Below are 23041 nucleotides of genomic sequence, written 5' to 3' on the forward strand. Positions count from 1 at the left end.
TACAAAATGTAGGCCGCAGCGATCAACTGTGGGAGCGAGCCTGCTCGCGATGAGGCCCTTCCAGGCACTGCAAACCTCAGATCAGATCTCCGGCGTCCACGTCACCCCGAACATCCACGCCCGACCTTCCTCGCGATATCCGTACTGACTACCTTGAAAGCTGTACAGCGCCCGGCTGTAACCCTTGTCCAGCAGGTTATCGATCTTCAGTTCCAGCTGGATTTCACGATTGAGCTCCCAGCTGCTGCGTAATCCCAACAGGGCATAACCACCCAACGGCTGTTGATTTTTCAAGTCGTCATAGCTGCTGCTCACCGCTTGCCAACTGGCGCCGAGGCCCAGGCGATCGAACTGCCGGTCCAGATCCCAACTCAAGGTACGCCGCGCACGACGGGCCAGGGTATGGCCTGTGTCACGGTCTCGCGGGTCGATGATCGCCACGCCAAGGTTGCTCTGCCAGCCGAACAGTTCCTGCTTCAGTGCGGCTTCGAAGCCGTTGATTCGGGCCGAGGCAACGTTCTCGGGGCGCGAGTAGCTGCCGAAGATGATCGCGTCTTCGAGGTCGGTGCGATACAACGACGTCTCCAGGCGACTGTTCTCGGTCAGTTGACTGCGCCATTGCAGCTCATAGCTTTTCGAGGTTTCAGGCTTCAGGTCCGGGTTGCTGAAGTCGGGGTAGTACAGGTCGTTGAACGTCGGCGCGCGGAAGCCTTCGCTGTAGGTCAGCAGCACTTCGTTGTCCGGGTTCAGCGGCAGGGTAAAGGTACCGCTCCAGGTGTTCTGACTGCCGAACTGTTGGTTATCGTCGTGACGCAGACCCAACTCCGTGGAGAAGCTGTCGGCCTGATAGCGGTGCTGGACGTACGCCGCTCGGTTCCAGCGACTGTCCTCATCGAACGCGGTACTGCTGTTGATGCGGTCTTCATACCAGTCACCGCCGAGCAGCAAACTGTTGCGCTCGTTGAGCGTCAGGTCGTTCTGCCAGTTCACCGAATCGCGATAGGTGTTGAACACGTTGCGCTCATCGCTGAGCTTGTCCAGGGTCTTCTCGCGGTTTTCGCTGTGGCCGAACTCGATGCGGGTTTTCCACAGATCATTGACGCGCGCGTCGATGTAACTGCTGACACCGCTCACATCGAATTCGTTGTAGGGCTGCTGTTGAACTGACTCGAACGTATTCATGTCGAAGCGCCCGAACGGGTTGTCAAACTCGCTCTTGCCGCGGTTATCCAGCACGTTGGCGCCGACCTCGATGTCTTCCGTCAGGGCGTGACTCATACTCAGGCTGAACGACTTGTTGCGGTATTCGTCATGGTCGCCGTCGCTAGGATACGACTCGTGGGTACGATTGATCCCGGCGGTTTCGTCGAGGCTGGCGCCAAGGTTGAAGCGGGTTCGCTCATCACCACCGGACAGGCCAAGGCTGCGCTCCCAGGTCTGGTTGCTGCCAAACCCCATGTGCAAGCGCGGTTGCAGGCCCTGTTTGCCACTACGACGGGTGAAGATCTGGATCACCCCGCCAATCGCATCGCTGCCATAAATCACCGAGCGGGAGCCGCGCAGCACTTCCACGCGCTCGACCTGCTCGATATTGATGTGTTGCAGGTTGCTGTCGCCGGAGGTTGAACTGCCGATGCGTTGGCCGTCCACCAGCACCAGGCTCTGGGCTGACTGGGTGCCACGGATGTAGACCCCCGGAATGCTTCCGCGCCCGCCGGCCTGCGAGACTTGCACACCCGGCACCCGCCGCAGCAGATCAGTGACGCTATCGGGTTGCAGGCGATCTATGTCGTCGCGGGTGAATACGGTGTTGGCGGCGCTGCTGTCGTTGCGCGCTTCGATCTGGCGGTTGGCGCTGATCAACACGTCGGGCAGCTTCAAGGCCTGGTCGCGTTCGAAGGTGTCGGCATAGGCGTTGGCGGTGGGCAGCAGAAACAGAGGCAGGGCGAGGCGGGAGAACTTCATTGGTATTCCGTTGGTATTTCGTGACGCACACAAATCAAATGTGGGAGCGAGCCTGCTCGCGATGACGGTGTATCAGTCAACATTTGAGTCGACTGACAGTCCGCTATCGCGAGCAGGCTCGCTCCCACAGGGTGTTGCATGTATCCAGGGATTTAGATGTTGAGCAGTTGCAGGCGCTCGCGGATCGAAGCCTCGATCCCGGCCTCATCCAGCCCACACTCAGCCAGCATTTGCGCAGGCTTGGCGTGTTCGACGTAAATGTCCGGCAAGCCCAGGTGCAGCATCGACTTGAGGATGTTCTCGCGAGCGAGGAATTCGCTGACCGCGCCACCGGCGCCGCCCATGATCGCGTTCTCTTCGACGGTCACCAGCAGCTCGTGGCTGCCGGCGATTTCGCGAACCAGCGCTTCATCCAGCGGTTTGACGAAACGCATGTCGACCACGGTCGCGTCCAGTGTCTGGGCGACTTTCAGGGCTTCGGCCAGTTGCACGCCGAACACCAGCAGGGCGACTTTGCTGCCCTGTCGGCGAATCACACCCTTGCCGATCTCGATCGGTTCGAGGTCTTTCTCGATGGTCGCGTTCGGGCCGTTACCGCGTGGGTAACGCACCGCCGCCGGGCCTTCGTACAGGTGGCCGGTGGTGAGCATCTTGCGCAGCTCGTTTTCATCGCTCGGGGTCATCACCAGCATGCCGGGAATGCAGCGCAGGAACGACAGATCGAAGCTGCCGGCGTGCGTCGGGCCGTCTTCGCCCACCAGGCCTGCGCGGTCGATAGCGAACAGTACATCGAGATTCTGCACCGCGACGTCATGCACCAACTGGTCGTAGCCGCGCTGCAGGAAGGTCGAATAGATGGCCACCACCGGTTTGGCGCCTTCGCAGGCCATGCCGGCCGCGAGGGTGACGGCGTGCTGCTCGGCAATGGCGACGTCGAAGTAGCGCAGCGGGAAGCGTTCGCTGAACGCGACCAGGTCCGAGCCTTCCTTCATCGCCGGGGTAATTCCGACCAGACGCGGATCGGCAGCCGCCATGTCGCACAGCCATTCGCCGAAGACACCGGAGTACTTCGGCCCGCTGGCCTTCTTCGGCGCGGCGGCCGGGGCGTCCAGCGGTTCGAGTTTGGTGATGGCGTGGTAACCGATCGGGTCGACTTCCGCCGGGGCGAAGCCTTTGCCTTTCTTGGTGACGACGTGCAGGAACTGCGGGCCTTTCAGATCGCGCATGTTGCGCAGGGTGGCGATCAGGGTCGGCAGGTCGTGGCCATCGATCGGGCCGATGTAGTTCCAGCCCAGTTCTTCGAACAGCGTGCCGGGAACCAGCATGCCTTTGGCATACTCTTCGGTCCGGCGAGCGATTTCCCAGGCCCCGGGCAGGCGCGACAGCACTTTCTTGCTGCCTTCGCGCATGCTCGCATAGGTGCGGCTGGAAAGGATCTTCGCCAGATAGTTCGACAAGCCACCGACGTTGCGCGAGATCGACATGTCGTTGTCGTTGAGGATCACCAGCATGTTGGCGTCCACTTCCGGCGCATGGTTCAACGCCTCGAATGCCATGCCCGCGGTCAACGCGCCGTCGCCGATCACCGCGATCGCCTTGCGCTCGCTGTTTTGCAGGCGGGCGGCAATCGCCATGCCCAGCGCGGCACTGATCGAGGTACTCGAGTGGCCGACGCCAAAGGTGTCGTACTCACTCTCGGAGCGGCGCGGGAACGCAGCGACGCCGTCCTTCTGGCGCAGGGTGCCCATGCGCTCGCGACGACCGGTGAGGATCTTGTGTGGATAAGCCTGATGACCCACGTCCCACACCAGCCGGTCGTCCGGGGTGTCGAAGACGTAATGCAGCGCGATGGTCAGCTCGATCACGCCCAAGCCGGCACCGAAATGCCCACCGGTCTGGCCGACCGTGTAGAGCAATTCCAGGCGCAACTCATCGGCCAGGGTTTCCAGCTCGGCTTCGCCTAACCGGCGCAGGCCGTCCGGCGTGTTCGCGCGGTCGAGCAGGGGCGTGGTCGGGCGCTTGCGGGGAATCTCATGAAACGTCGTGGGCATCAGGCGAATCGTTATAGGTATAAAAGATGCGGCAGTTTACCTGATGCATCGCCCCCTGCCCACGCGTTGGTCTTTTTTGGCGCAATCGCCGTCAGCTGCGGCGATCGACGATATACCGGGCCAGATCACGCAACGGCTCGGCCGCCGCGTCAAACGGTCGCAGTGCGTGCAGGGCCTGGTCGCGCAGCTCCAGAGCATAGGCCTTGGCGGCGTCGAGGCCGAGCAGGGCCGGGTAGGTCGGTTTGTCCCGGGCAATGTCGGCGCCCTGGCGTTTGCCGAGGGTTTCGGTATCGCTTTCGACGTCGAGAATGTCGTCCTGCACCTGGAATGCCAGGCCGATGGCCTGTGCATAAGTCTGCAGGGACTTGAGTTCGTCTTTCTCGGCACGGCCGCTGGCCAGGGCGCCGAGCTTGACGCTGACCTCGATCAACGCGCCGGTCTTGTGCCGGTGCATGTACTCCAGAGCTTTCTGGTCGAGCTTCAGACCGACCGAGCCGAGGTCGATGGCCTGACCGCCGACCATGCCCGCCGGGCCTGCGGCCAGTGCCAGGGCGCTGACCATTTGCAGGTGGATCCCTGCGTCCAAAGTGCTCAGGCGCGGGTCGAGCAGGGCGCTGAAGGCCAGGCTCTGCAAGCCGTCGCCGGCGAGGATCGCGCAGGCTTCATCGAATTTCTTGTGGGTGGTGGGCTGGCCGCGACGCAGATCGTCATCGTCCATCGCCGGCAAATCGTCATGCACCAGCGAATAGGCGTGGATCAACTCCACGGCACAGGCTGCGCCGTTGGCTTGCTCGGGCTTGCCGCCCAATGCTTCGCACGCGGCGTAGGCCAACAGTGGACGCACGCGTTTGCCGCCATTCATCACGCTGTAGCGCATGGCTTCGTACAGTCGCGCCAGCTCGGGGCTTGGTGCAGTGAACAGGGTTTCCAGGGCCGCATTGACGCGGGCCTGGCTGGTTGCCGAGTACGCTGCAATCATTCTGGCTGATCCGCGTCGAAGGGTTCCTCGGCCAACTCGCCATCACGCTCGAGCAGCACCTGAACCTTTTGCTCGGCCTGGGCCAGCGCCGCCTGGCAATCGCGGGTCAGACCTATGCCTTGCTCGAAAGCAGCCAGCGAATCCTCCAGCGACAATTCGCCATTCTCCAGACGCTCTACCAGCGTTTGCAGGTCAGCGAGGGACTGTTCGAAATCCAGTGCAGCTTTTTTGCGGGCCATGGCGGCGATTTCCGGTTGACGTTAAACCGGCGCGACACTAGCAGATAGGGGGTTCATGGGCAAATGAGCGGGGTGGTTGGCGCAAGGGTTTCAGCGCTCAGGATGCGCTTGGTCGGGATATTTGATCTGGTAGCGAGTACTGCGCCCGCCGCCCGGCAGGCGTTGCAGGCAATCCTTATCCAGCAGTTCGGCCAGATGCCGGGTCGCGGTCGCTTTGGAGACTTTCGCCACGGCCTGATACTGCGCCGCACTGATCCCGCCTTCGAATCCACGCTCCCCTGCGTCCAGCAAACGATTCAGTACTTTGGTCTGCTCGGTCGACAGCTCGGAATCCCGGTGCGCCTGCCAGAAGCGCGCTTTGCCCAGCACGGATTCGATCCGTGCCATGGCCTGTTGCAGGCTGCGCAATAGAGTTTGCAGGAACCATTCGAGCCAAACCGTAATGTCCGTGTTGGATTTCTGGCAGGTTTCCAACACCCGGTAATAACCAGATCGATCCTCAAGAATACTCGCCGACATGGCATAAAAACGGATCGCCTGAGCCTCGCCTTGAGCCAATGCCAGGTCGGTGATCGTCCTGGTCAGGCGACCGTTGCCATCGTCAAACGGGTGGAGCGTGACAAACCAGAAGTGTGCGATGCCAGCTCGTAGCAAAGGATCAAGCTCGGACTGATTCCGGCTGACTTCAAACCATTCGAGGAAGGTATCGAGTTGGCGCTCAAGGCCCAGGCGAGGTGGTGCTTCGAAGTGCACGGTCGGTTTGTCGAGACGACCGGAAACCACTTGCATTGGATCATCGCCACGCAAAGCACCTACACGAATGCTTTGCGCGGCCAAGCCGATTTCCTGTGCCGGAAACAGCCATTCATGCCAATTCAACAATCGTTCAAGTGTCAGCGGCTCGGCGAAGTGCTGGGTCGCATCGAGCATTAATTGCGCGAGCCCTTCACTGCGCTTGCTGACGTAGTCGCCATCATTGAGCTCCAACCCCAATCGCCGCGCCAATGAAGAACGAACTGAGCCGACATTCAGCTGTTCGCCTTCAATCGCCGACGAGGTGACGATGTTCTGCAGCAATGCATCCAGTTCACTTCGTGCACTTAGTGAGCTGCCCACGGAACTGGCCATGCCCATCAATCGCCCTTGCGCTTGAACGCATTCGCGCAGTAACGGCGTCAAGCGTTCGACATGCCAGCTGAAGTTCGGCCAATCAGGCTGTTGCCAGATCCAGTGAGGTGCCATGAATTCGCTGCTCTTGGATTGAGTGAGCCGATTAGAAAACATATTCGGCTCATTTAGTGAGCCGAATATGACGCCTATTCGGCTCATCGTCCAGCCACTACGGTGAATCCCACCGCATTTTCACATGCAGCCGATTGTTAAAAAACATCCCAATCGCTAATCTTCGCCCCCATCTACGACCCGATTCTCACGGGTCTTTCAGACGAAACGCAGTACTCATATCTGTAACGCGCCCAGGATCAGGCGCAAGGTTTCGTCGTGCATGGCAGGAGGCGTCGCATGCGCTCATTTCTATTGCTGCTGATCGGGTTGGTTATCGCGCCCGTGATTCTGGCCGCGCCGAATGCCGAGTTATCGGAACCGGTGGGCGGCTGGCGTTACAACGGTCTGCTGGACCGTAGCGAAAACCCGCAAGTCGCCTATCCCACGCCGCCGATTGACCGGGGTGTGCAGCGCAATCGCACGATGATCGAAGGCCAACTGAAGGCCCTCGGCACCCAGCGCGGGCCGCACACCTTGGCGGTCAACGGCAATCCATTGAATCTCTATACCGACGAGCAAGGGCGTTTTGCCCGGCCCTATGCGTTTGGTGCCGGCTCCAACAGCGTCGAAGTGCGCAGCGCCGAAGGCCAGTCCCTCAAGCGTGTTCAATTCTATGAAGCCAACGACTTGCGCACTCCGGCGCGGATTCGCGTGGTGCTGGGTTGGGATGATCCGAAGGCCGAACTCGACCTGCATATTGTCACGCCCGATGGCCAGCATGCTTTCTGGGCACACCCGGCCTTGACCAATGGCGGTGGCCTCGACCCTGACGGCGTCGATGGCCCGGGTCCGGAAATGTTCACCATGACCGCGCCGCTGCGTGGCACTTATCTGGTTTACGTGAACTATTGGGGCAACTTCGGCAGCGGCGGCTATAACTTCGATGAGTCCGGCAACCAGAACGAGGTGATTACTTCGCAGATCAACCTGGTGCTCAACGAAAACACCGTCGATGAAAAACGCGAGACGTTCATCGTGCCTCTGCGCGCAATCGGCGACCTGCTGCTGGTCAAGACTTTCAACTACTAAGCATCCCCGCTCCACGGATGAACATCGGGTTTTGTGAACATGAGTGATAGCACTGTTACTCCGGCCGCTGGCGCACCAGCGGCCAAATCTCCCCTGCATTGGCCGACGCTGCTGATCGGGATTTGCCTGGTCGTTGGCGTGGCTGGCGGATTGGGGTGGTTCATGCACAAGCCCAGGGCCCCGGCGCCTGTGCTGGCCAGTGACAAACTGGGCATGAGCCGCCCGGATGGCCTGCTGGAAACCCATTCCCTGAGCCAGTTGCCCAAGGACTTGCTGGCGGTGCCGTTCCTCAAGGAAACCCTGACCGAAGATTTCGTCTTCTATTACGAAACCCACGCCGATCGCCTGGGGTTGATCGGCAGCTTGCGGCGGATCATCTACGAACATGACCTGAAACTGCAGGACAGCTTGATCGAGCAGTTGTTCGATCAACCGGCCGACGTAGCGTTGTGGCGCGGGGCGGATGGGCGGCTCAAGGATTTCCTGCTGGTAATGGATCGCGGCGGGCTGGCGAAGGTGCTGGAACCGCTGGCCAAAGTGGCGCTGGACGACTCACAGCTGAGCAAGGTCGCTGACGTGAAGGTCGGCACCGACGACGTGGCGCTCTATCAACTCAGTTACAACGCGAGCAAGGCGCTGCTGTTCGCGTCCCGTGGCGACAAACTGGTGGTGCTGTCCAATCCGGCGAAACTCTACGATCCGCAAAGTGGCGCAACGGAAGAGTCGGGCAGCGTGTCGACCACGGCCATTGCTGCGCTGCTCAATGGCGACAAACTGTTTCCTGAAGCCTTCGGCCTGCCGCCTCGTGCGCCAGAGGTGAAACAACGCCTGTCGGTGAATGCCAGCGTGCTGGCCATGGGTTACCAGCGTTTCATCCCGAACTTCGCCGGCCTGCGCTTCGAGATGGACGACAAGGGCTGGCACAGCTTCCTGGCCATGGATGAACTGGAGAATCAGCCGGATTTCGATTTCAAGCCGATCTGGCAAGCCATGCCCATGGGCGCCAGCGCTTGCGTGGCGTTGCCGCTGGCTGCCGAACAGCAGACACCGCTGCTGATGAAACTCGGTGCCGAAGATAGCGTGGCACAAGCGTTGACCGAACACATGGCCGGCGCGGCGGGGCTCTGCTGGTACGCTGATTCGCGTCTGTACACGCCGTTGCTGGTGGCCGGTCTGAACGACGAGGATGGCGGCACGCTCGATGACGATCTGGGCAAGCTGTTCGGCTCGATGGTCGGCGCTTATGAAAGCAATGTCGCCGAGCACGCATTCCCGGTGGTGGAGAAACAGGAAGGGCAGAGCCATCAGTGGCAGCGGCAAGTCAGTTCCAGTTTCGGCCCGTACAAAGCCAAGGACGCCGAGAATCCGGAGGCGATCAGCGGCAAGGCGTTCATGCGTGTGAGCCTGGCGCGGCACGGTTCAACCTTGCTGTTTTCCCTCGATGACAAACTCGTCGATAAGGCCCTCGGCACCCTCGACAAACGCTTCCCGCCGATGGCCGACGTGGTGCCCAAGGACCTGCTGATGCCGGTCTATTTCGGCCCCGATTCCATGGCCCAACTGATGCAGCAGGAAACCCTCGACAGCCTGCCCCAGGACATGGAACCGGTGTTCTACAACGCCGCGCAAACCTACCTGATCCCGAAACTGCGCAAGCTCGGCGGCTACGGCAAATACGCCCTGACCTTGCCCGAAGGCAGCGAGCCGGACGGCCACTGGCAGTGGCTGCCGCTGGAGTGGAAAGCCCTGTGACGGCATTGATCCGAAGTCTCGGCCTGCTAGCCTTGTTGCTGAGCGCGGGTGCCCGGGCTGTCGAGGCGCCATCGCTCGATCCACAGCAATCCCAGGTGTTTCGCGCCTGGTTCGTGCGCATCGCCCAAGAGCAACTGAGCCAGGGCCCGAGCCCTCGTTGGTATCAGCAAGACTGCGCCGGACTGGTGCGCTTCGCCGCCAATGAAGCGCTGAAAGTCCATGACGACAAATGGCTGCGCAGCAATGGCCTGTCCAATCGTTACCTGCCGCCGGAGCTGCAACTGAGCGACGCCCAGCGCGGTCTTGCCCAGCAATGGCAGCAGGGCGGCGGCAAGGTCGGGCCATACGTCAATGCGATCAAATTGATCCAGTTCAACAGCCATCTGGTCAGCCGCGATGTGTCTCAGGCACGCCCTGGCGACCTGATGTTTTTCGATCAGGGCGACGACCAGCACCTGATGATCTGGATGGGCCGCTACATCGCCTATCACACCGGCACCAGCACACCCACCGACAACGGCATGCGTTCGGCAAGCCTGCAGCAACTCATGACATGGAAGGACACCCGATGGATACCCGACGCAGCCAACCCCAACTTCATCGGCGTCTATCGACTGAATTTTCTTTCCCAATGACCGGTGCCCGCATGCTGCGTTTTCTGTCTCTGATGTTGGTATTGGTGCTGCCGTTCTCGGCGGCTTGCGCCGAAGACTCGGTCCCGTCCAGCGGTTATGCGCCGATGGCCGGCGAGAGTTTTTTCCTGCTGGCCGACAGCAGTTTTGCCAGCGATGAACCGGCGATGGTGCGCCTCGAAGCGCCGGGTCGCGACTATCGCCGGTTTCGCATGGAACCCTACGGCGGCGCCGATATTCGTGTGTATCGCATCGACAAACCGCTGGATTTCCTCAAGCGCCAGAAGAACCTGCATCGAGTGGTCAGCAGTGGCCAGTTCAAGGGTGAAGGCCTGTCCAACACCCTCGCTTACCTGTGGGACAACTGGTATCGCAAATCCCGTCGGGTGATGCAGCGGGCGTTTTCCTACGAGTCGCGTAAACAAGTCACCGAGGAAGTGCCGGAACTGAAGATGGGTAACGCGATGGCCGCGCCAACGCCCTACGACGCGCAGCCGCAATTCGCACTGATACCGGGTTTGCCGGTAGTCAGCCAGTTCCGTTATCCGTTGTGGCAGGCCAAGCCGATCCAGCCACCAGCCGGGGTGAACCTGGCCGGGTCTTCCAGCGAGTTCGTCAGCGTCGCGCCGGGCAACGTCTACATCCCGTTGGGTAATCTCAAGCCGGGTCTGTATCTGGTGGAAGCGCTGATCGGCAAGTACCGCGCGACCACCATGGTGTTCGTCTCCAACACCGTGGCGGTGAGCAAGATCGCCGGTGACGAATTGCTGGTGTGGGCCGCGCGCAAACACGAAGGCAGTTCGGTGCCGAAGGTCAACGTGTTGTGGACCGATGGCCTCGGCGTCATGAGCAGCGGCGCCACCGACACCGACGGCTTGCTGCGCCTGAAACACGTCAGCCCCGAGCGTTCGTTCGTGATCGGCGAGGACGAAGAGGGCGGGGTGTTCGTCTCCGAGAATTTCTACTACGACAGCGAAATCTACGACACCAAACTCTATGCCTTCACCGACCGGCCGCTGTATCGGCCGGGGGATTGGGTGTCGCTGAAAATCGTCGGGCGTGAATTCAAGAACGCGCGGGACTCGGTGCAGCCAAGCGCGGCCGACGTCAATGTGACCGTGCTGGATGCGACGGGAACGGCACTGCAAAGTCTGGCGTTGAAACTCGATTCCAGGGCCGGCACCCAGGGCCGATTCCAGTTGCCCGATAACGCCGTGGCCGGTGGATATGAACTGCGTTTCAACTACAAGGATCAGGCCTACAGCAGCGCCTTTCGCGTCGCTGAATACATCAAGCCGCACTTCGAGATTTCGCTCAGTCTGGCCAAGCAGGATTACCGTACTGGCGAGCCGGTGAAGGGCAACCTGGTGCTGCTGTACCCGGACGGAAAACCGGTGGCCAATGCGAAATTGAGCCTGAGTCTGCGCGCCCAACAACTGTCGATGGTCGACAACGAGCTGCAATACCTCGGGCAATTTCCGGTGGAGCTGACCAGCACCGAATTGACCACCGACGCCAAGGGCAACGCGTCCCTCGACTTGCCGGCGGCGGACAAACCGAGTCGCTACATGCTCACGGTGTTTGCCAGCGACGGTGCGGCGTATCGGGTCAAGACCACCAAGGAAATCCTCATCGATCGTGGCGCGGCGAATTTCCGCTTGAGCGCGCCTCAACGTTTCAGCGCGGTGGGTGACAAGATTGCCTTCAGCTACGCCCGCGAAGGCGAGCAGGTCGATGCCGTTACGCCAGGCAGCTACGGCTGGGTACGACTGGAGGACCAGAGCACCGGCGAAGGCAAACTCGCGGCAACCGACAAAGGTTTCACCCTGGCCTTTGACCGGCCGGGCACCTACAACCTGACGCTCAAGGATGATCATGGCCGGGTGGTCGGCGCCACCGGCCATTCGGTTACCGGCGAAGGTGTCAAAGCCGTACCCGGCACCGTGGAAATCGTCCTCGACAAGTCCGAGTACATCGCAGGCGATGAAGCGCTGGCGCTGATCACTTTCCCCGAGCCAGTGAGCGATGCGCTGCTTTCTCTGGAGCGCGATAAGGTCGAAGCGACCGCGCTGCTGTCCAGGGGCGGCGACTGGCTGAAGATGGAAAAACTCAGCGATACCCAATACCGCGCGCGCATCCCGGTGAAGGACGGTTTCGCGCCGAACCTGACCTTCTCGGTGCTGTACACCAAGGGTGGCCAGTACAGTTTCCAGAACGCCGGCATCAAGGTGGTCACGCCACAGATCGACGTGGCCATCACCACGGATAAGGAAACCTATCAGCCGGGAGAAACCGTCTCGGTGGACCTGACCACCCAGTTCGCCGGCAAAGCGATTCCCGCGCACCTGACGGTCAGTGTGGTCGATGAAATGGTCTACGCCCTGCAACCGGAAGTCGCGCCGAGCATCGACCAGTTCTTCTATCACCCACGGCGCAATAATGTGCGCACCAGCGCCAGTTTGTCGTTCATCAGTTATGACGTCGCCTTGCCGGGCAGCCCCGGTGCGCCGGGCAAAGCCAATCGCAGTGAGCGCGGCGTGAAGGTGCTGGAGCGACCGCGTCGCGAGGACGTCGACACAGCGGCGTGGCAACCTGAGTTGCTGACCGATGCCAATGGCAAAACCCGCTTCACCTTCAAGATGCCCGACTCCCTGACCCGCTGGCGTATTACCGCCAGGGCCATTGCCGATGGCGGGCAGGTCGGGCAGAAGAAGCAATTCGTGCGCTCGGAAAAACCGCTGTACCTGAAGTGGAGCGGCCCGACTCGATTCCGCGCCGGCGACAAACCGGACCTTGGCGTATTTGCTTTTAGTCAGGCCGAGAAACCAGTCAAGGCCGAACTGGTGACCCGTTACGCAGGCAACGAACAGCGCATGCCTGTGACCCTGAACAGCGGCATCAACTACATCCCGTTGCCGGCCTTTGAGCTGGTCAATGGCGAGTGGAGCGCCGAGCTGGTGCAGGATGGCAAAACCGCCGATGCCCTGGCGGTGCGCCTGAGCACGACCGGTGAAGGCTGGCAGGTGACTCAAACCCAGAGCCTTGATGTGGCTGAGGGCGATACGCCGCTGACGCTGCCGACAGACGCCAGTGATATCCGCCTGCGCCTGGATGACAGCCCGCAAGCGTTGTTCCGTTCTGCACTCGACGATCTGTTGAGCTATCCCTACGGTGGCGTCGAGCAGACCGCCAGCCGCCTGCTGCCGTTGAGCATCGCCTACCCGGTGCTGGCGACGAATCCGCAGATCCGCGACCGCCTGCGCCTGATCATGCAAAACAGTCGCTTGCGTCTGGTGCAAATGGCCGGCCCTTCGGCGAGCTTCACCTGGTGGGGCATGGACGGCGAGCCGGATGCGTTCCTCACCGCCTACGCCTATTACGCCGACTGGCACGCCAGCCAGGTGCTGGAACTGAGCCTGCCGCCGGAACATTGGCAGCGGGTGCTGGAGGTCTACGCCAAGCAGGCGAAGAACACACCGCTGTTGCAGCGGGCGCTGATCCTGTCGTTCGCCAAACAGATGCAGTTACCGGTCAATACCTTGCTCGGTGGCTTGATGGACGACCTGGCGAAAGCGGGTGAGGGCACTGCCGCGAACTTGATGGAGAACGGCGAAGACAGCCTCGTCATGAGCGATCCGGATTCAGCCTTGGGGCTGGCTGCCGCGCGAGTGCTGACAGCATCGCTGGCCAGGCAGGCGAAGGTCGCTTTGCCGGACGCGTTCAATCGGCAACTGGCCGACGCGCAGCAACGTCTGGCGGTCAGTTCCCAGCCGTTTGCCGAAGCGCTGAACCTGTCGCTGCAACCCTTCGATCAGGCTCACGCCCAGGCCTTGCTGCAACGTTTGCTGCCACAGCAATCGACCCTGGAACGTGCGTTGGCGTTGACCTGGCTGCAACGCAGCATCGAGCAGGCATCGCCCACCATTGCGTTGGCGCCGGGTGAAGGCTGGAAGAAGCGGTACGGGGTTTCTGGTGAGATGTATTGGACGTGGCAGGGGCCTGCGCCAGTACCGGCGGTATTGACGCTGACCGGCGCGCAAGAGCGTCCGTTGCGCGCGGCATTGAGCTACCGCAGCCAACAGCCGACGGTCGAACCGATGGCCGTGACCATTACCCGTCGCCTGTCGCGACTGGTGCCGGGGGATGAGGCTTTCACCTTCAAACTCGAAGCGGTCGGCAACGCGCCGCTGTCCAGCGACAACCTCTATCTCGATGAAGTGATCGTCACCAGCAAAGCTGCCAAACCGTTGCGTTACGGCATGCTGGAGGTGCCGCTGCCACCGGGCGCTGATGTCGAGCGCACCACCTGGGGCATCAAGCTCATGGGCAAGGCCGGCACCGAACCGACATCGCTGGAAAAGGCGCGTTTCGAATCGGGACAAATGGCTTATGCCGTTCCGGTCGATGCCTTGAGTGGCGAGTTGCGCTTGCGGCACTTGGTGCGTTTCTCGCAAAAGGGGCAGTTCAACTTGCCGCCGGTGCGTTTCACTCAGGTTTATGCACCGCAGCATCAGGCGATGGAACAAAAGGCAGCCCTTGGCCAGGTCACGGTTCACTGACGTGCACAGGCTGCTGATAGGTGGGTTGCTGTGTTTGATCCCTGTGCTGGCAACGGCGCAGGACGAACCTTTGCGCCTGGCCTTCAAGGGCGATCTGTTGTCGCTCAGCCGAACGCAGGTGATCACCCGCGAGCCGTTGCCGCAGACCTTGCAGACGCCGCTGGGCAGTGTGTGGAAGTTGTTCGTCTACGCCTGGCTGGTGGACACCGGCGCGCGTGAGCCGGCTTATGAATGCCGCGGCCAGTCGAAGGAGGAAGTTTATTGCTGCACGGCGGGCGGCAAGATCGAGCGTGATCAGGCGTTGGTCAGGTCATGCGGTCTGTATTTCGAACCCGCGCGGCTGGGCATCGGCGATGCCGACTGGCGAGCCTATTGGCAGGTGCGACAGGCGCCGCAATGGTTACTGGATTTGCCTTCGTTGCAACCGGCTACCCGGGTTTCGGTGGCGGAATTATTGACGGTGTTGGCCGTGCTGCCGGCGCAAGGTCAAGCCCGGCGAGTGTTGCTCGATGTGGTGCTCAATGCCGCCGATGGCCAAGTCGTTGGCGAACTCGGAAGCCGCCTGCGGGTGAAGACCTGGAGCTGGTTGGCGGATCAGGACGCAACATCGCGACAGGGCGGGTTTGCCGGTTGGACAGCGGATGGTACACCGGTCTGGGCCGGCGGGCGGGGCACCAGTCAACGGGTTCTTCGAGATCACGCGCAGGCACTGTCTACGGTGACTCCTGTTGCATGGCCTGTGGATGCAGGGCAGTGCGTAGAGGTCGACCTGTTCTCCCGCTATCCACTTCGGCGCGTGCTGGCAGGGGACACCGCAGTTACTTCCGGGGCATTGCAGGGTGATTACCGTGTCGAATTCGCCAACGGCAATGTGCTGGATATTCACAGCGACGGCGAACTGTTTCTGCTGAACGACAAACTCGTGGCGCGTCTGGATCGCGAAGAATACGTTGCCCGTGTTCTCCAGCGCGAAGCCAGCGCCGAACCGGTCGAGGCCGCCAAAGCCCTGGCCGTGGCCATCCGCACGTACCTGCTGCAAAACGCCACGCGCAGCGGTGACTGCCTGAGCATCGATGACAGCAGCAGCCGTCAGCGGGTCGCACCGCGTCCGGCGTCGTCCGAGGCTCGCGACATCGCCGCCTGGACCAGCGACCTGGTGCTGGCGGGCAGCACCGTCACCTACCATTCCGATCAACCCGGCCCGGACAAACTGTCCTGGCAGCAAGCCGTCGAACAGGCCCGTGCCGGCCAGCGCTACGACGCCATCCTGCTGCACGCCTACCCACGCGCCAGTCTCAGTCGCTGGGACAACCCGGTCGCATCCTGCGAAGCGTTGCCCGCCGCGCACGAATGGCTGCAGAAACAACGGCGCGGTTGGCGCCAGAAACTTGAAAGCGAAACCGGCTACAACGAAGTCAGCACCTTCGCCGTGTGCCGCCTGGCCTTCGGCCGCCCCTATGTCGACCGCGAACGTCAGCGTATCTACGTGCGTGGCGCGCAGACACTGCAAGACCGCCTCGACCTGACCCACGAATACCTGCACCTGGCCTTCGAAGCACACCCCAATGGCCAGGATGAAACCTACATCGAAGGGCTCGCCCGCCACCTCTTGCTGGAATAGTCCATGAAACTCCGTTATCCACAGGTCTTGCTGTTGCTCTGCTCGCTGCTGGCGTTGCCGTCGGTGATGGCGGCTGACAGCGTAAAACTCGATACCCCCGCAGGCGGCTGGCACACCGGCGCGCCCGAGGGCGAAGGGGAAAACTTCCGGCAGACCGTCAACTACCCGGCCTCGTCGGTGAATACCCCGGCAGGGCAGGCCAACACCGCGCGCATCAGCGGGCAGATCAAAGCCACAGCCAAATCCACAGAGCCCGGCCGTCTGATCGTCAACGGGGTCAGCATGCCGCTGAAAATCGACCCGGCTGGCCGCTTCGATCGTCCGTTCTCATTCCCCAACGGCAGCAACAGCGTCGAGGTTCGCAGCCCCGATGGCCAGCAACGTCAGCGCACGCAATTTCTCAACAGCAGCGGCGGTGCGACCCCGGCCAAATTGCGCGTTTTGTTGTCCTGGGACAGCGACAACACCGACCTCGACCTGCACCTGATCACCCCCGACGGCGCGCACATCTGGTACGGCGACCGCGTCACCCCCAACGGCGCCGCGCTCGACGTCGACGTCACCACCGGCTACGGCCCGGAAATCTTCGCCATGCCCGCACCGATCAAGGGGCAATATCTGGTGTATGTGAACTACTTCGGTGGCGGCTACAGCAGTGATGAAGAGGGGCAGGAAGACGCGGTGCAAGCGCTGACCACGGCGCAAGTGACGGTGATTACCGAGGAAGGCACGCCGAGCGAAAAGATGGAGACGTTCCTGGTGCCGATGCGTGCGGTGGGGGAGCTGACGCTGGTGAAGTCATTTAGTTATCCGTGAGGGATAAATGTGACAGCGGTGCTGACACAAATCGTTTTTTAGTTGTCGCAGCAGTGCTGCGACAATTCGATTTTGTCAGCAGCTAATTGACCAATTGTCGACAAGGCTATGGATTTAAGCAGTGTAAAGGCACTTTGCCTTTACCTGGCTCTGTGTGCTGGATATTGTGATATCCATCAAATTCCAGGCAGGCCGCTGTTTCCCAAGGATGGCATCTGGCGCACCGAAGTATCGGCAGCGTTCCTTTAAAGCCCTTCTTGTCGCGGCTAGCTGAAGCTGAGCATGGGTTTATCGTGCCCAGAAACCTCAATTGGCAGATGCCCCAAAAAAATTAGCGGTGATTGACGTGAACTCAGGCCCTGAATCATTGGCTATCCAACGATATCAACTTGTTCAGCAATGGATACTGGAATTGGTCCCGGCAGACGGGACTGCTGTCGGCAACAAAACACTCCGTGACAGGATTGACCGTCGAGCTGAGCTTCGGAGTTTTTCCATTTCTGAGGAAGAGTACTGGAACCTTCGCGACGAGCTCATTATCCAGGGTCTACTCAACAAAGGGGCTGGTCGTGGCGGATCGGTTTATCGGTTCGATACAGAGGCCAAGAAACATTCGAAGTCCGTTGAACCTCAGCCGCTTACCGATTGGGATGATCTTGATACACCTCCAAGCGAAATACCGGATAGCCTGGAAAAACTGAGAAGCAGGCTTCTTGACCTCAGTGCCCGCAACCGTCTGCTAAATTTTTCACACGCACGCTCCAAGCGGTTCGTACGGATCATTGATGAACTGCCTGACCACTTGTTCGAGTCTCTGGCAGACGAAAAAGCTATGCGGTTTGCTGCCGTACCTGAGCCAACGGAAAGGCAGCTTCTTACCCATGGTTTTTTAAAGCTGGACGAGAAGACTGGTGCAGTCGTCGAGTTAAAGAAACAACCTACAGCGGAGGTTTGGGCACAGATACTTGGTATGGCGACCAGCTATGAGCTGCCGCGCGCCCCTGAAAGCGGACAACCCGCCAAGCACTCTGACGATGCGATTCAGACACTTTATTACCCCGCTGAGATGGAGTCGCGGTTACAGGTTTTGTATACCCAATCGCGATCAGCCCTTGAAGAGACGGGGGCGAACATTCTTTATCTTGCGCTCGGGTTTCTGGAGTGGGATGAGTCAGTCGCGGGGAAAGACAGCACCCGTCTCGCGCCCCTGATGTTGGTGCCAGTGAACCTGGAGAAAGGCAAGCTCAACCCTCAAACCGCGACTTTCGAATACCGCGTTCATCCTACTGGCGAAGACATTCTTACCAACCTGTCATTGCGAGAAAAGCTTCGTGTCGATTTTGGAATCGCGCTCCCACGCATAACCGACGACAGCACGCCGGAGGAGTATTTCGAGCGTATTGTCGAAACGGTGCTGGAGGTCAAACCTGACTGGAAGGTTCATCGCTTCGCTTCGCTTGGCTTGTTCGAATTTGGTAAGTTGATGATGTATCTCGACCTTGATCCCGGTCGTTGGAAAGACCAATCGTTACTGGATCATGGCCTGGTCAAACGGCTTACAGGGATGGACGGCTTACCGGCCGACTCGTCAGGAAAGCAAGGCGCTTTTTGTGTCGAGCATTCAATTGACGATATCGACCAGGTGCATCTGCAGTTTCCTCTGATCGATGATGCTGATAGCTCACAGCACAGTGCCTTGATAGATGTCATTCGCGGTGATGATCTTGTGATCGAGGGCCCACCAGGCACGGGTAAGTCTCAGACCATCACCAACATGATTGCAGCCGCGCTTGCCCAAGGTAAAAAAGTATTGTTCGTTGCCGAAAAGCGTGCGGCGCTTGAGGTGGTCAAGACCCGACTGACGAGAGCAGGGCTGGGCGATTTTTGTCTGGAGTTGCACAGCCACAAGAGTCAAAAAAGCGCTGTTGTCGATAGCATTCGTCAGCGGATTCAGAACAGTGGCGGCTATCGCTCGCCCAAGCAGTTGTCGGATCTGATCGCCAACTATGAGCGATTGAAGCAGCAACTCAATAAGCACGTACATCACTTGCATGCCCAGTTCGAAGAGTCGGGTATGAGCATTCACGAAGTGCTAATGCAAGCAACTCGATTGCGTGAAGCATTGTCGATTAAACCTGCGGATTTCCATCCGCAGTCAGAAGTGCGAATCGATAAAGGGCATCTGCAAGAACAGGCCGGCTTCTATGCACACATCTATCGCAAGACGGCTGAAGAAGCTGGCCACGCTGGAAAGCTTGAGACGCACCCATGGTTTGGTAGCACCAAAACTCGCGTGACGGGCGCTGAGCGTTCTGCACTTCTAGAGAGTCTTTCTCTTGCTAAGAAGGCACTGAATCGTCTTGCCGCTATTCGACCTCAATTAGCGGAACAGTTGCAGGTGGCCGTTCTTAAAACCTACGACCCAGATCAGCTAAGAGGTTTGGCCGCTTCAATTCCGGTGCTTGCGTTACCTAAAGGTGACGAGGATTGGGATCTGTTGGGGCGACTGGATATCGAGTCTTGCGAGGCATTAAAGCTCTGGCTGCAAGGTATGGACTCCTTGTTGGACGAGCAAGTTGTCCTGGCTCGATCGCTGCGCGCTGATGTCATTGGCTCTGGCCAAGCGATAGCTTCAATCAAAAAATCCTGCACGGCCATTCGTTTACATAACGGCGATGAGGGCCTGTCCCTAAATGCTTTGCTCGATGTGATCGAAGAGGCTGAGGAGTTACTGGAGCTGGCACCGCGCGCCCAAATACTGATCAGGCTGTTATCGGAAGAGTCTGCGGTTCAGGGTTTGCGAAGCGATTTTGTCGGTATTGAGCAAGTGGTGTTATTTCTGCAAATGCTCGCGGCGATGCCCGAGGATTTGGCACCTCTTCGCCACAAACGCTTCGAAGATGAGAGCTTGGACGAGTTGGTCGCAGAGCTGGATAGCGACATTCCGGCCATCAAACAGTTGCAGGAGCAGGCAGCGAATCATTTCACACTGGATCGATTGCCCACCCATACGCGGCTCGAAGATTTGAGCCGGGTTCTGGCGGACAAATCACTGTTCCGTTGGTTCAAGGGGCAATGGCGCTCTGCGAAGGCCGAAATTCTGACGATGGCGCGACCAGGGCTCAAGCTGAATCAGCTTCTGGTGAACTTGCCAGATGTCATCGCTTATCTGAAAAAATACAATCAACTCAATGAAAGCAAAGTGTTCGCCGAAAAGCTGGGTGAGCACTTCAAAGGGCTTGATACTCCCATCGATGCGCTCAAGCGTATTCGGGGGTGGTACAAGCTCCTGCGGGCCGAATGCGGACGAGGATTTGGTGCAAAGGTTTGGATCGCGGAGTACCTGCTCAAGGCCGATAGCGAGTATCTGGTCAAAGTTGCGACTGATAGTGCGCAGCTTGAACCTTACTTGCTGGATGTTCTGGATCATCGGCTGAATCTGGAAGAGCTGTTACCTTTTGACAGTCATGATTTGCGTTCAGAAGACTTGCTCTCCTCAGAGGGTTTATATGCTCGCTTGATCAAGGACGTTGGAACTGCGCTGCGTTCTTTGCTACCCGTAATCAGCGAAGAGCAGCCGACCATGGGGCAAATGCTTCAGCTGATTCAGTCGGTGGAAAGTTGGCAGGCCCGCTCGGCAGCCTTGCAGAACGACTCTGTACTACAAACGTGCTTGCAAGGTGAAGAGCTTCCTCGGATAGACAATCTTTCCGCGGCACGACCTCGTTTGACGAGTTGGCGGCATACCGTTGCCTTCGTTCAGCCCATTCTGGCATTGCCGATTCGAGATATTCTCATTCCGCAATTGACCGCATGCACGTCAAAAGAAGCCGAGTCCCTAATTCTTCATTGGCATCAACACGCTAAAACGCTCGCGCTCGCTGTTGAGACTTGGGAACAGTCGATCGCATCATTCTTCCACAGTGCTGCAGTTATTGCTGGTCAATGGTGGCAGTCCATTGAGAAACAAGATTTCGAGCCAATGGCTGGCCGTCTGGCCTGGGCAGCTCAAAATCCTGATTTGCTCGACCATTGGTTCGAGTACCGTCGCTTGCGATTGCATCTGGTTGAGTTGGGGTTTGAGACAGTCATCGAAGCAATCGAGACGCAAAAACTGGAGTCTGAGCGCTGCGTCGATGCCTGCCTGCTAGGACTTCTTGATAGCTGGGCATTGAAAGTCCTTGAGCTAGATCCCGCCCTGGGCCAGTTTTCGGGCAAAGAGCAAGAGGCCATCCGTGCTCGTTTTGCAGAAATCGATGAGCAGCTCAAGCGTCTTCAGCGCGAACAGGTTTCTTCACGTATCAGTCAAAACAATATCCCTGTCGGAAATAGCCATGGAGCGGTTAGAGACTTCACTCAATTGGCCCTACTGCAGCGTGAGGCCGAGAAAAAGACACGCCATGTACCGATCCGTAGCTTGATGAATCGTGCAGCTGAAGCCCTGCAGGGCCTCAAGCCCTGCTTCATGATGTCACCAATGGCCGTCGCTCAATATTTGCCAGCAGGGCACGTCGACTTCGATTTGATTGTGATGGACGAAGCTTCTCAAATGCGCCCGGAAGAAGCATTGGGGAGCATCGCCCGGGGCAAGCAGCTAGTGGTCGTGGGAGACCCGAAACAGCTGCCACCTACGAACTTCTTCTCCCGCAATGGCGGCGATTCGGATACCGACGAAACCGATGCTTCGTTAGCTGAGGACTCGGAAAGCATTTTGGAAGCTGCCATGCCGCTGTTCAAACTGCGCCGACTGCGTTGGCACTACCGTTCTCGCCACGAGAGCCTGATCGCCTTCTCCAACAAAGCCTTCTATGAAAGCAATCTGGTGGTGTACCCGTCACCGCACCGTGAGTCCGCAGAGTTCGGCGTCAAGTTTGTCAGAGTGCCGCGCGGGCGTTTTGTCGAACAGCGCAACCTGGAAGAGGCAGAAGTTGTCGCGAAAGCCATTGAACACCACGTTATTCATCGTCCTGATGAATCGCTGGGTGTAGTGGCTATGAACGTCAAACAGGCTGACCAGATCGAGCGGATGCTTGAGCATCTGGCTAAACAGAGCCCGCAGCTACAAGTCGCGCTGGATCGTAATCAAAGTCAGGACGAGCCGTTGTTCATCAAGAACCTGGAAAATGTCCAGGGTGATGAGCGGGATGTTATTTACATCTCCGGGACCTACGGTCCTATGGAGGTGGGTGGTAGCGTTCCTCAACGTTTCGGCCCCATCAACGGTGCCAGCGGATGGCGGCGTTTGAACGTGCTCTATACCCGTTCGAAGAAACGTATGCAGGTTTTCTCCTCGTTTGGTTCGACCGATGTCCTGGTTACCGGAACCTCCAGCAGAGGCGTGCAGGCACTGCGCGACTTTCTGCACTTCGCCGAGTCTGGCCGGATGCCTCACATCAAAGAAAATGATCGAGCCCCGGACAGTGACTTCGAGGTAGCGGTCATTGAGATGTTGGCGCGCCATGGCTATCAGTGCGAGCCCCAGGTCGGCGTGGCTGGTTTCTTCATCGATCTGGCCGTCCGTGATCCTGGACAACCTGGCCGCTACCTGATGGGGATCGAGTGCGACGGAGCTGCGTACCATTCGGCAAAGTCGGCGCGTGACCGTGATCGCTTACGCCAAAGCGTGTTGGAGCAATTGGGCTGGAATATTCGCCGCATTTGGTCGGTGGACTGGTTCCGTAATGCGCGCGTGCAGATCGAGCCGATTCTTCAGGAACTTGCGCGGTTGCGAACCGAGCCGGTTGAGGAAATTAAGGAGATAAACTCGGAATCTGAAGAAGTTTCGATCCAACAAGTGGCCGATGAGCAGAGCGAACACGCTGAGCGAATTACCCTTGAAGGTAATTTCAGCCTGCGAGAGAAGTTGATTTGGTTGGAGGAAAACGTAATTCGGCCGAACTTGCCAGAAATCCCAGCTAATCAACGGTTGTTGAGGCCTGCGATGTTGGAGGCACTGCTTGAGTTCCTTCCAGCCGACCGCGTTGAATTTCAGCAAATGATTCCTGGCTATTTGCGTAACGGCACCCACGGCGCAGAGGGGCGATATATCGACGATGTATTGCTTGTGATTGGTGAGCAGTGATTGACAGGCTGTTGAAAAACCATATCAAGGAA

Annotated in this window: 12 protein-coding genes; 7 read left to right on the forward strand and 5 right to left on the reverse strand. The window is 59.2% G+C overall.

From position 1 onward, the window contains the following. Positions 1–81: 81 nt before the first annotated feature. The 5 genes from BSF44_RS01435 to BSF44_RS01455 all read right to left on the reverse strand — a co-directional run bounded on the left by BSF44_RS01435 (position 82) and on the right by BSF44_RS01455 (position 6476). Positions 82–1965 carry a TonB-dependent receptor domain-containing protein gene (locus BSF44_RS01435; RefSeq protein ID WP_095941946.1) on the reverse strand — a complete coding sequence of 628 codons (1884 nt, stop codon included), beginning with the start codon at positions 1963–1965 and terminating at the stop codon, positions 82–84. Between the two features lie 152 nt (positions 1966–2117). Continuing rightward, positions 2118–4016 carry a 1-deoxy-D-xylulose-5-phosphate synthase gene (dxs, locus tag BSF44_RS01440; RefSeq protein ID WP_095941947.1) on the reverse strand — a complete coding sequence of 633 codons (1899 nt, stop codon included), beginning with the start codon at positions 4014–4016 and terminating at the stop codon, positions 2118–2120. Positions 4017–4107: 91 nt separating this feature from the next. Further along, complete coding sequence (locus BSF44_RS01445) at positions 4108–4995, reverse strand: polyprenyl synthetase family protein (RefSeq protein WP_095941948.1); 888 nt, start codon at positions 4993–4995, stop codon at positions 4108–4110. Then, entirely contained in the window at positions 4992–5234 is a 243-nt protein-coding gene (locus tag BSF44_RS01450; protein ID WP_007970180.1) for an exodeoxyribonuclease VII small subunit, read from the reverse strand. The genes BSF44_RS01445 and BSF44_RS01450 overlap by 4 nt, the downstream gene beginning before the upstream one ends. A gap of 90 nt (positions 5235–5324) precedes the next feature. After that, the gene (locus tag BSF44_RS01455; protein WP_095942065.1) at positions 5325–6476 is read right to left on the reverse strand and encodes a Fic family protein; all 1152 of its coding nucleotides are present in this window, start codon (positions 6474–6476) and stop codon (positions 5325–5327) included. Positions 6477–6755: 279 nt separating this feature from the next. Between BSF44_RS01455 and BSF44_RS01460 the strand changes: the two genes are divergently transcribed. The 7 genes from BSF44_RS01460 (at position 6756) to hhe (ending at position 23009) form a co-directional block, all read left to right on the forward strand. Beyond that, positions 6756–7547, forward strand: coding sequence for a YfaP family protein (locus tag BSF44_RS01460; RefSeq protein ID WP_095941949.1), 792 nt, complete (start codon positions 6756–6758; stop codon positions 7545–7547). Between the two features lie 39 nt (positions 7548–7586). Further along, on the forward strand, positions 7587–9299 hold the full coding sequence (locus BSF44_RS01465; RefSeq protein ID WP_095941950.1) for a DUF2138 domain-containing protein: 1713 nt from the start codon (positions 7587–7589) through the stop codon (positions 9297–9299). After that, positions 9296–9934 (forward strand): DUF1175 domain-containing protein, encoded by a 639-nt coding sequence (locus tag BSF44_RS01470; RefSeq protein WP_057713137.1) that lies wholly within the window; start codon positions 9296–9298, stop codon positions 9932–9934. Before BSF44_RS01465 ends, BSF44_RS01470 begins: the two co-directional genes overlap by 4 nt. Next, positions 9931–14490 (forward strand): alpha-2-macroglobulin, encoded by a 4560-nt coding sequence (locus tag BSF44_RS01475; RefSeq protein ID WP_095941951.1) that lies wholly within the window; start codon positions 9931–9933, stop codon positions 14488–14490. Before BSF44_RS01470 ends, BSF44_RS01475 begins: the two co-directional genes overlap by 4 nt. After that, positions 14468–16111, forward strand: coding sequence for a DUF2300 domain-containing protein (locus BSF44_RS01480; protein ID WP_371918207.1), 1644 nt, complete (start codon positions 14468–14470; stop codon positions 16109–16111). Before BSF44_RS01475 ends, BSF44_RS01480 begins: the two co-directional genes overlap by 23 nt. A 3-nt stretch (positions 16112–16114) precedes the next feature. Then, on the forward strand, positions 16115–16927 hold the full coding sequence (locus BSF44_RS01485; protein WP_095941953.1) for a YfaP family protein: 813 nt from the start codon (positions 16115–16117) through the stop codon (positions 16925–16927). A 310-nt stretch (positions 16928–17237) separates the two neighbouring features. Then, positions 17238–23009: a DUF4011 domain-containing anti-phage protein Hhe gene (gene hhe, locus BSF44_RS01490; RefSeq protein ID WP_256588929.1), complete on the forward strand. Its 5772-nt coding sequence runs from the start codon at positions 17238–17240 to the stop codon at positions 23007–23009. Positions 23010–23041: the final 32 nt, after the last annotated feature.

This window comes from Pseudomonas sp. ACN8 (assembly GCF_002303925.1).
Classification (GTDB): Bacteria; Pseudomonadota; Gammaproteobacteria; order Pseudomonadales; family Pseudomonadaceae; genus Aquipseudomonas.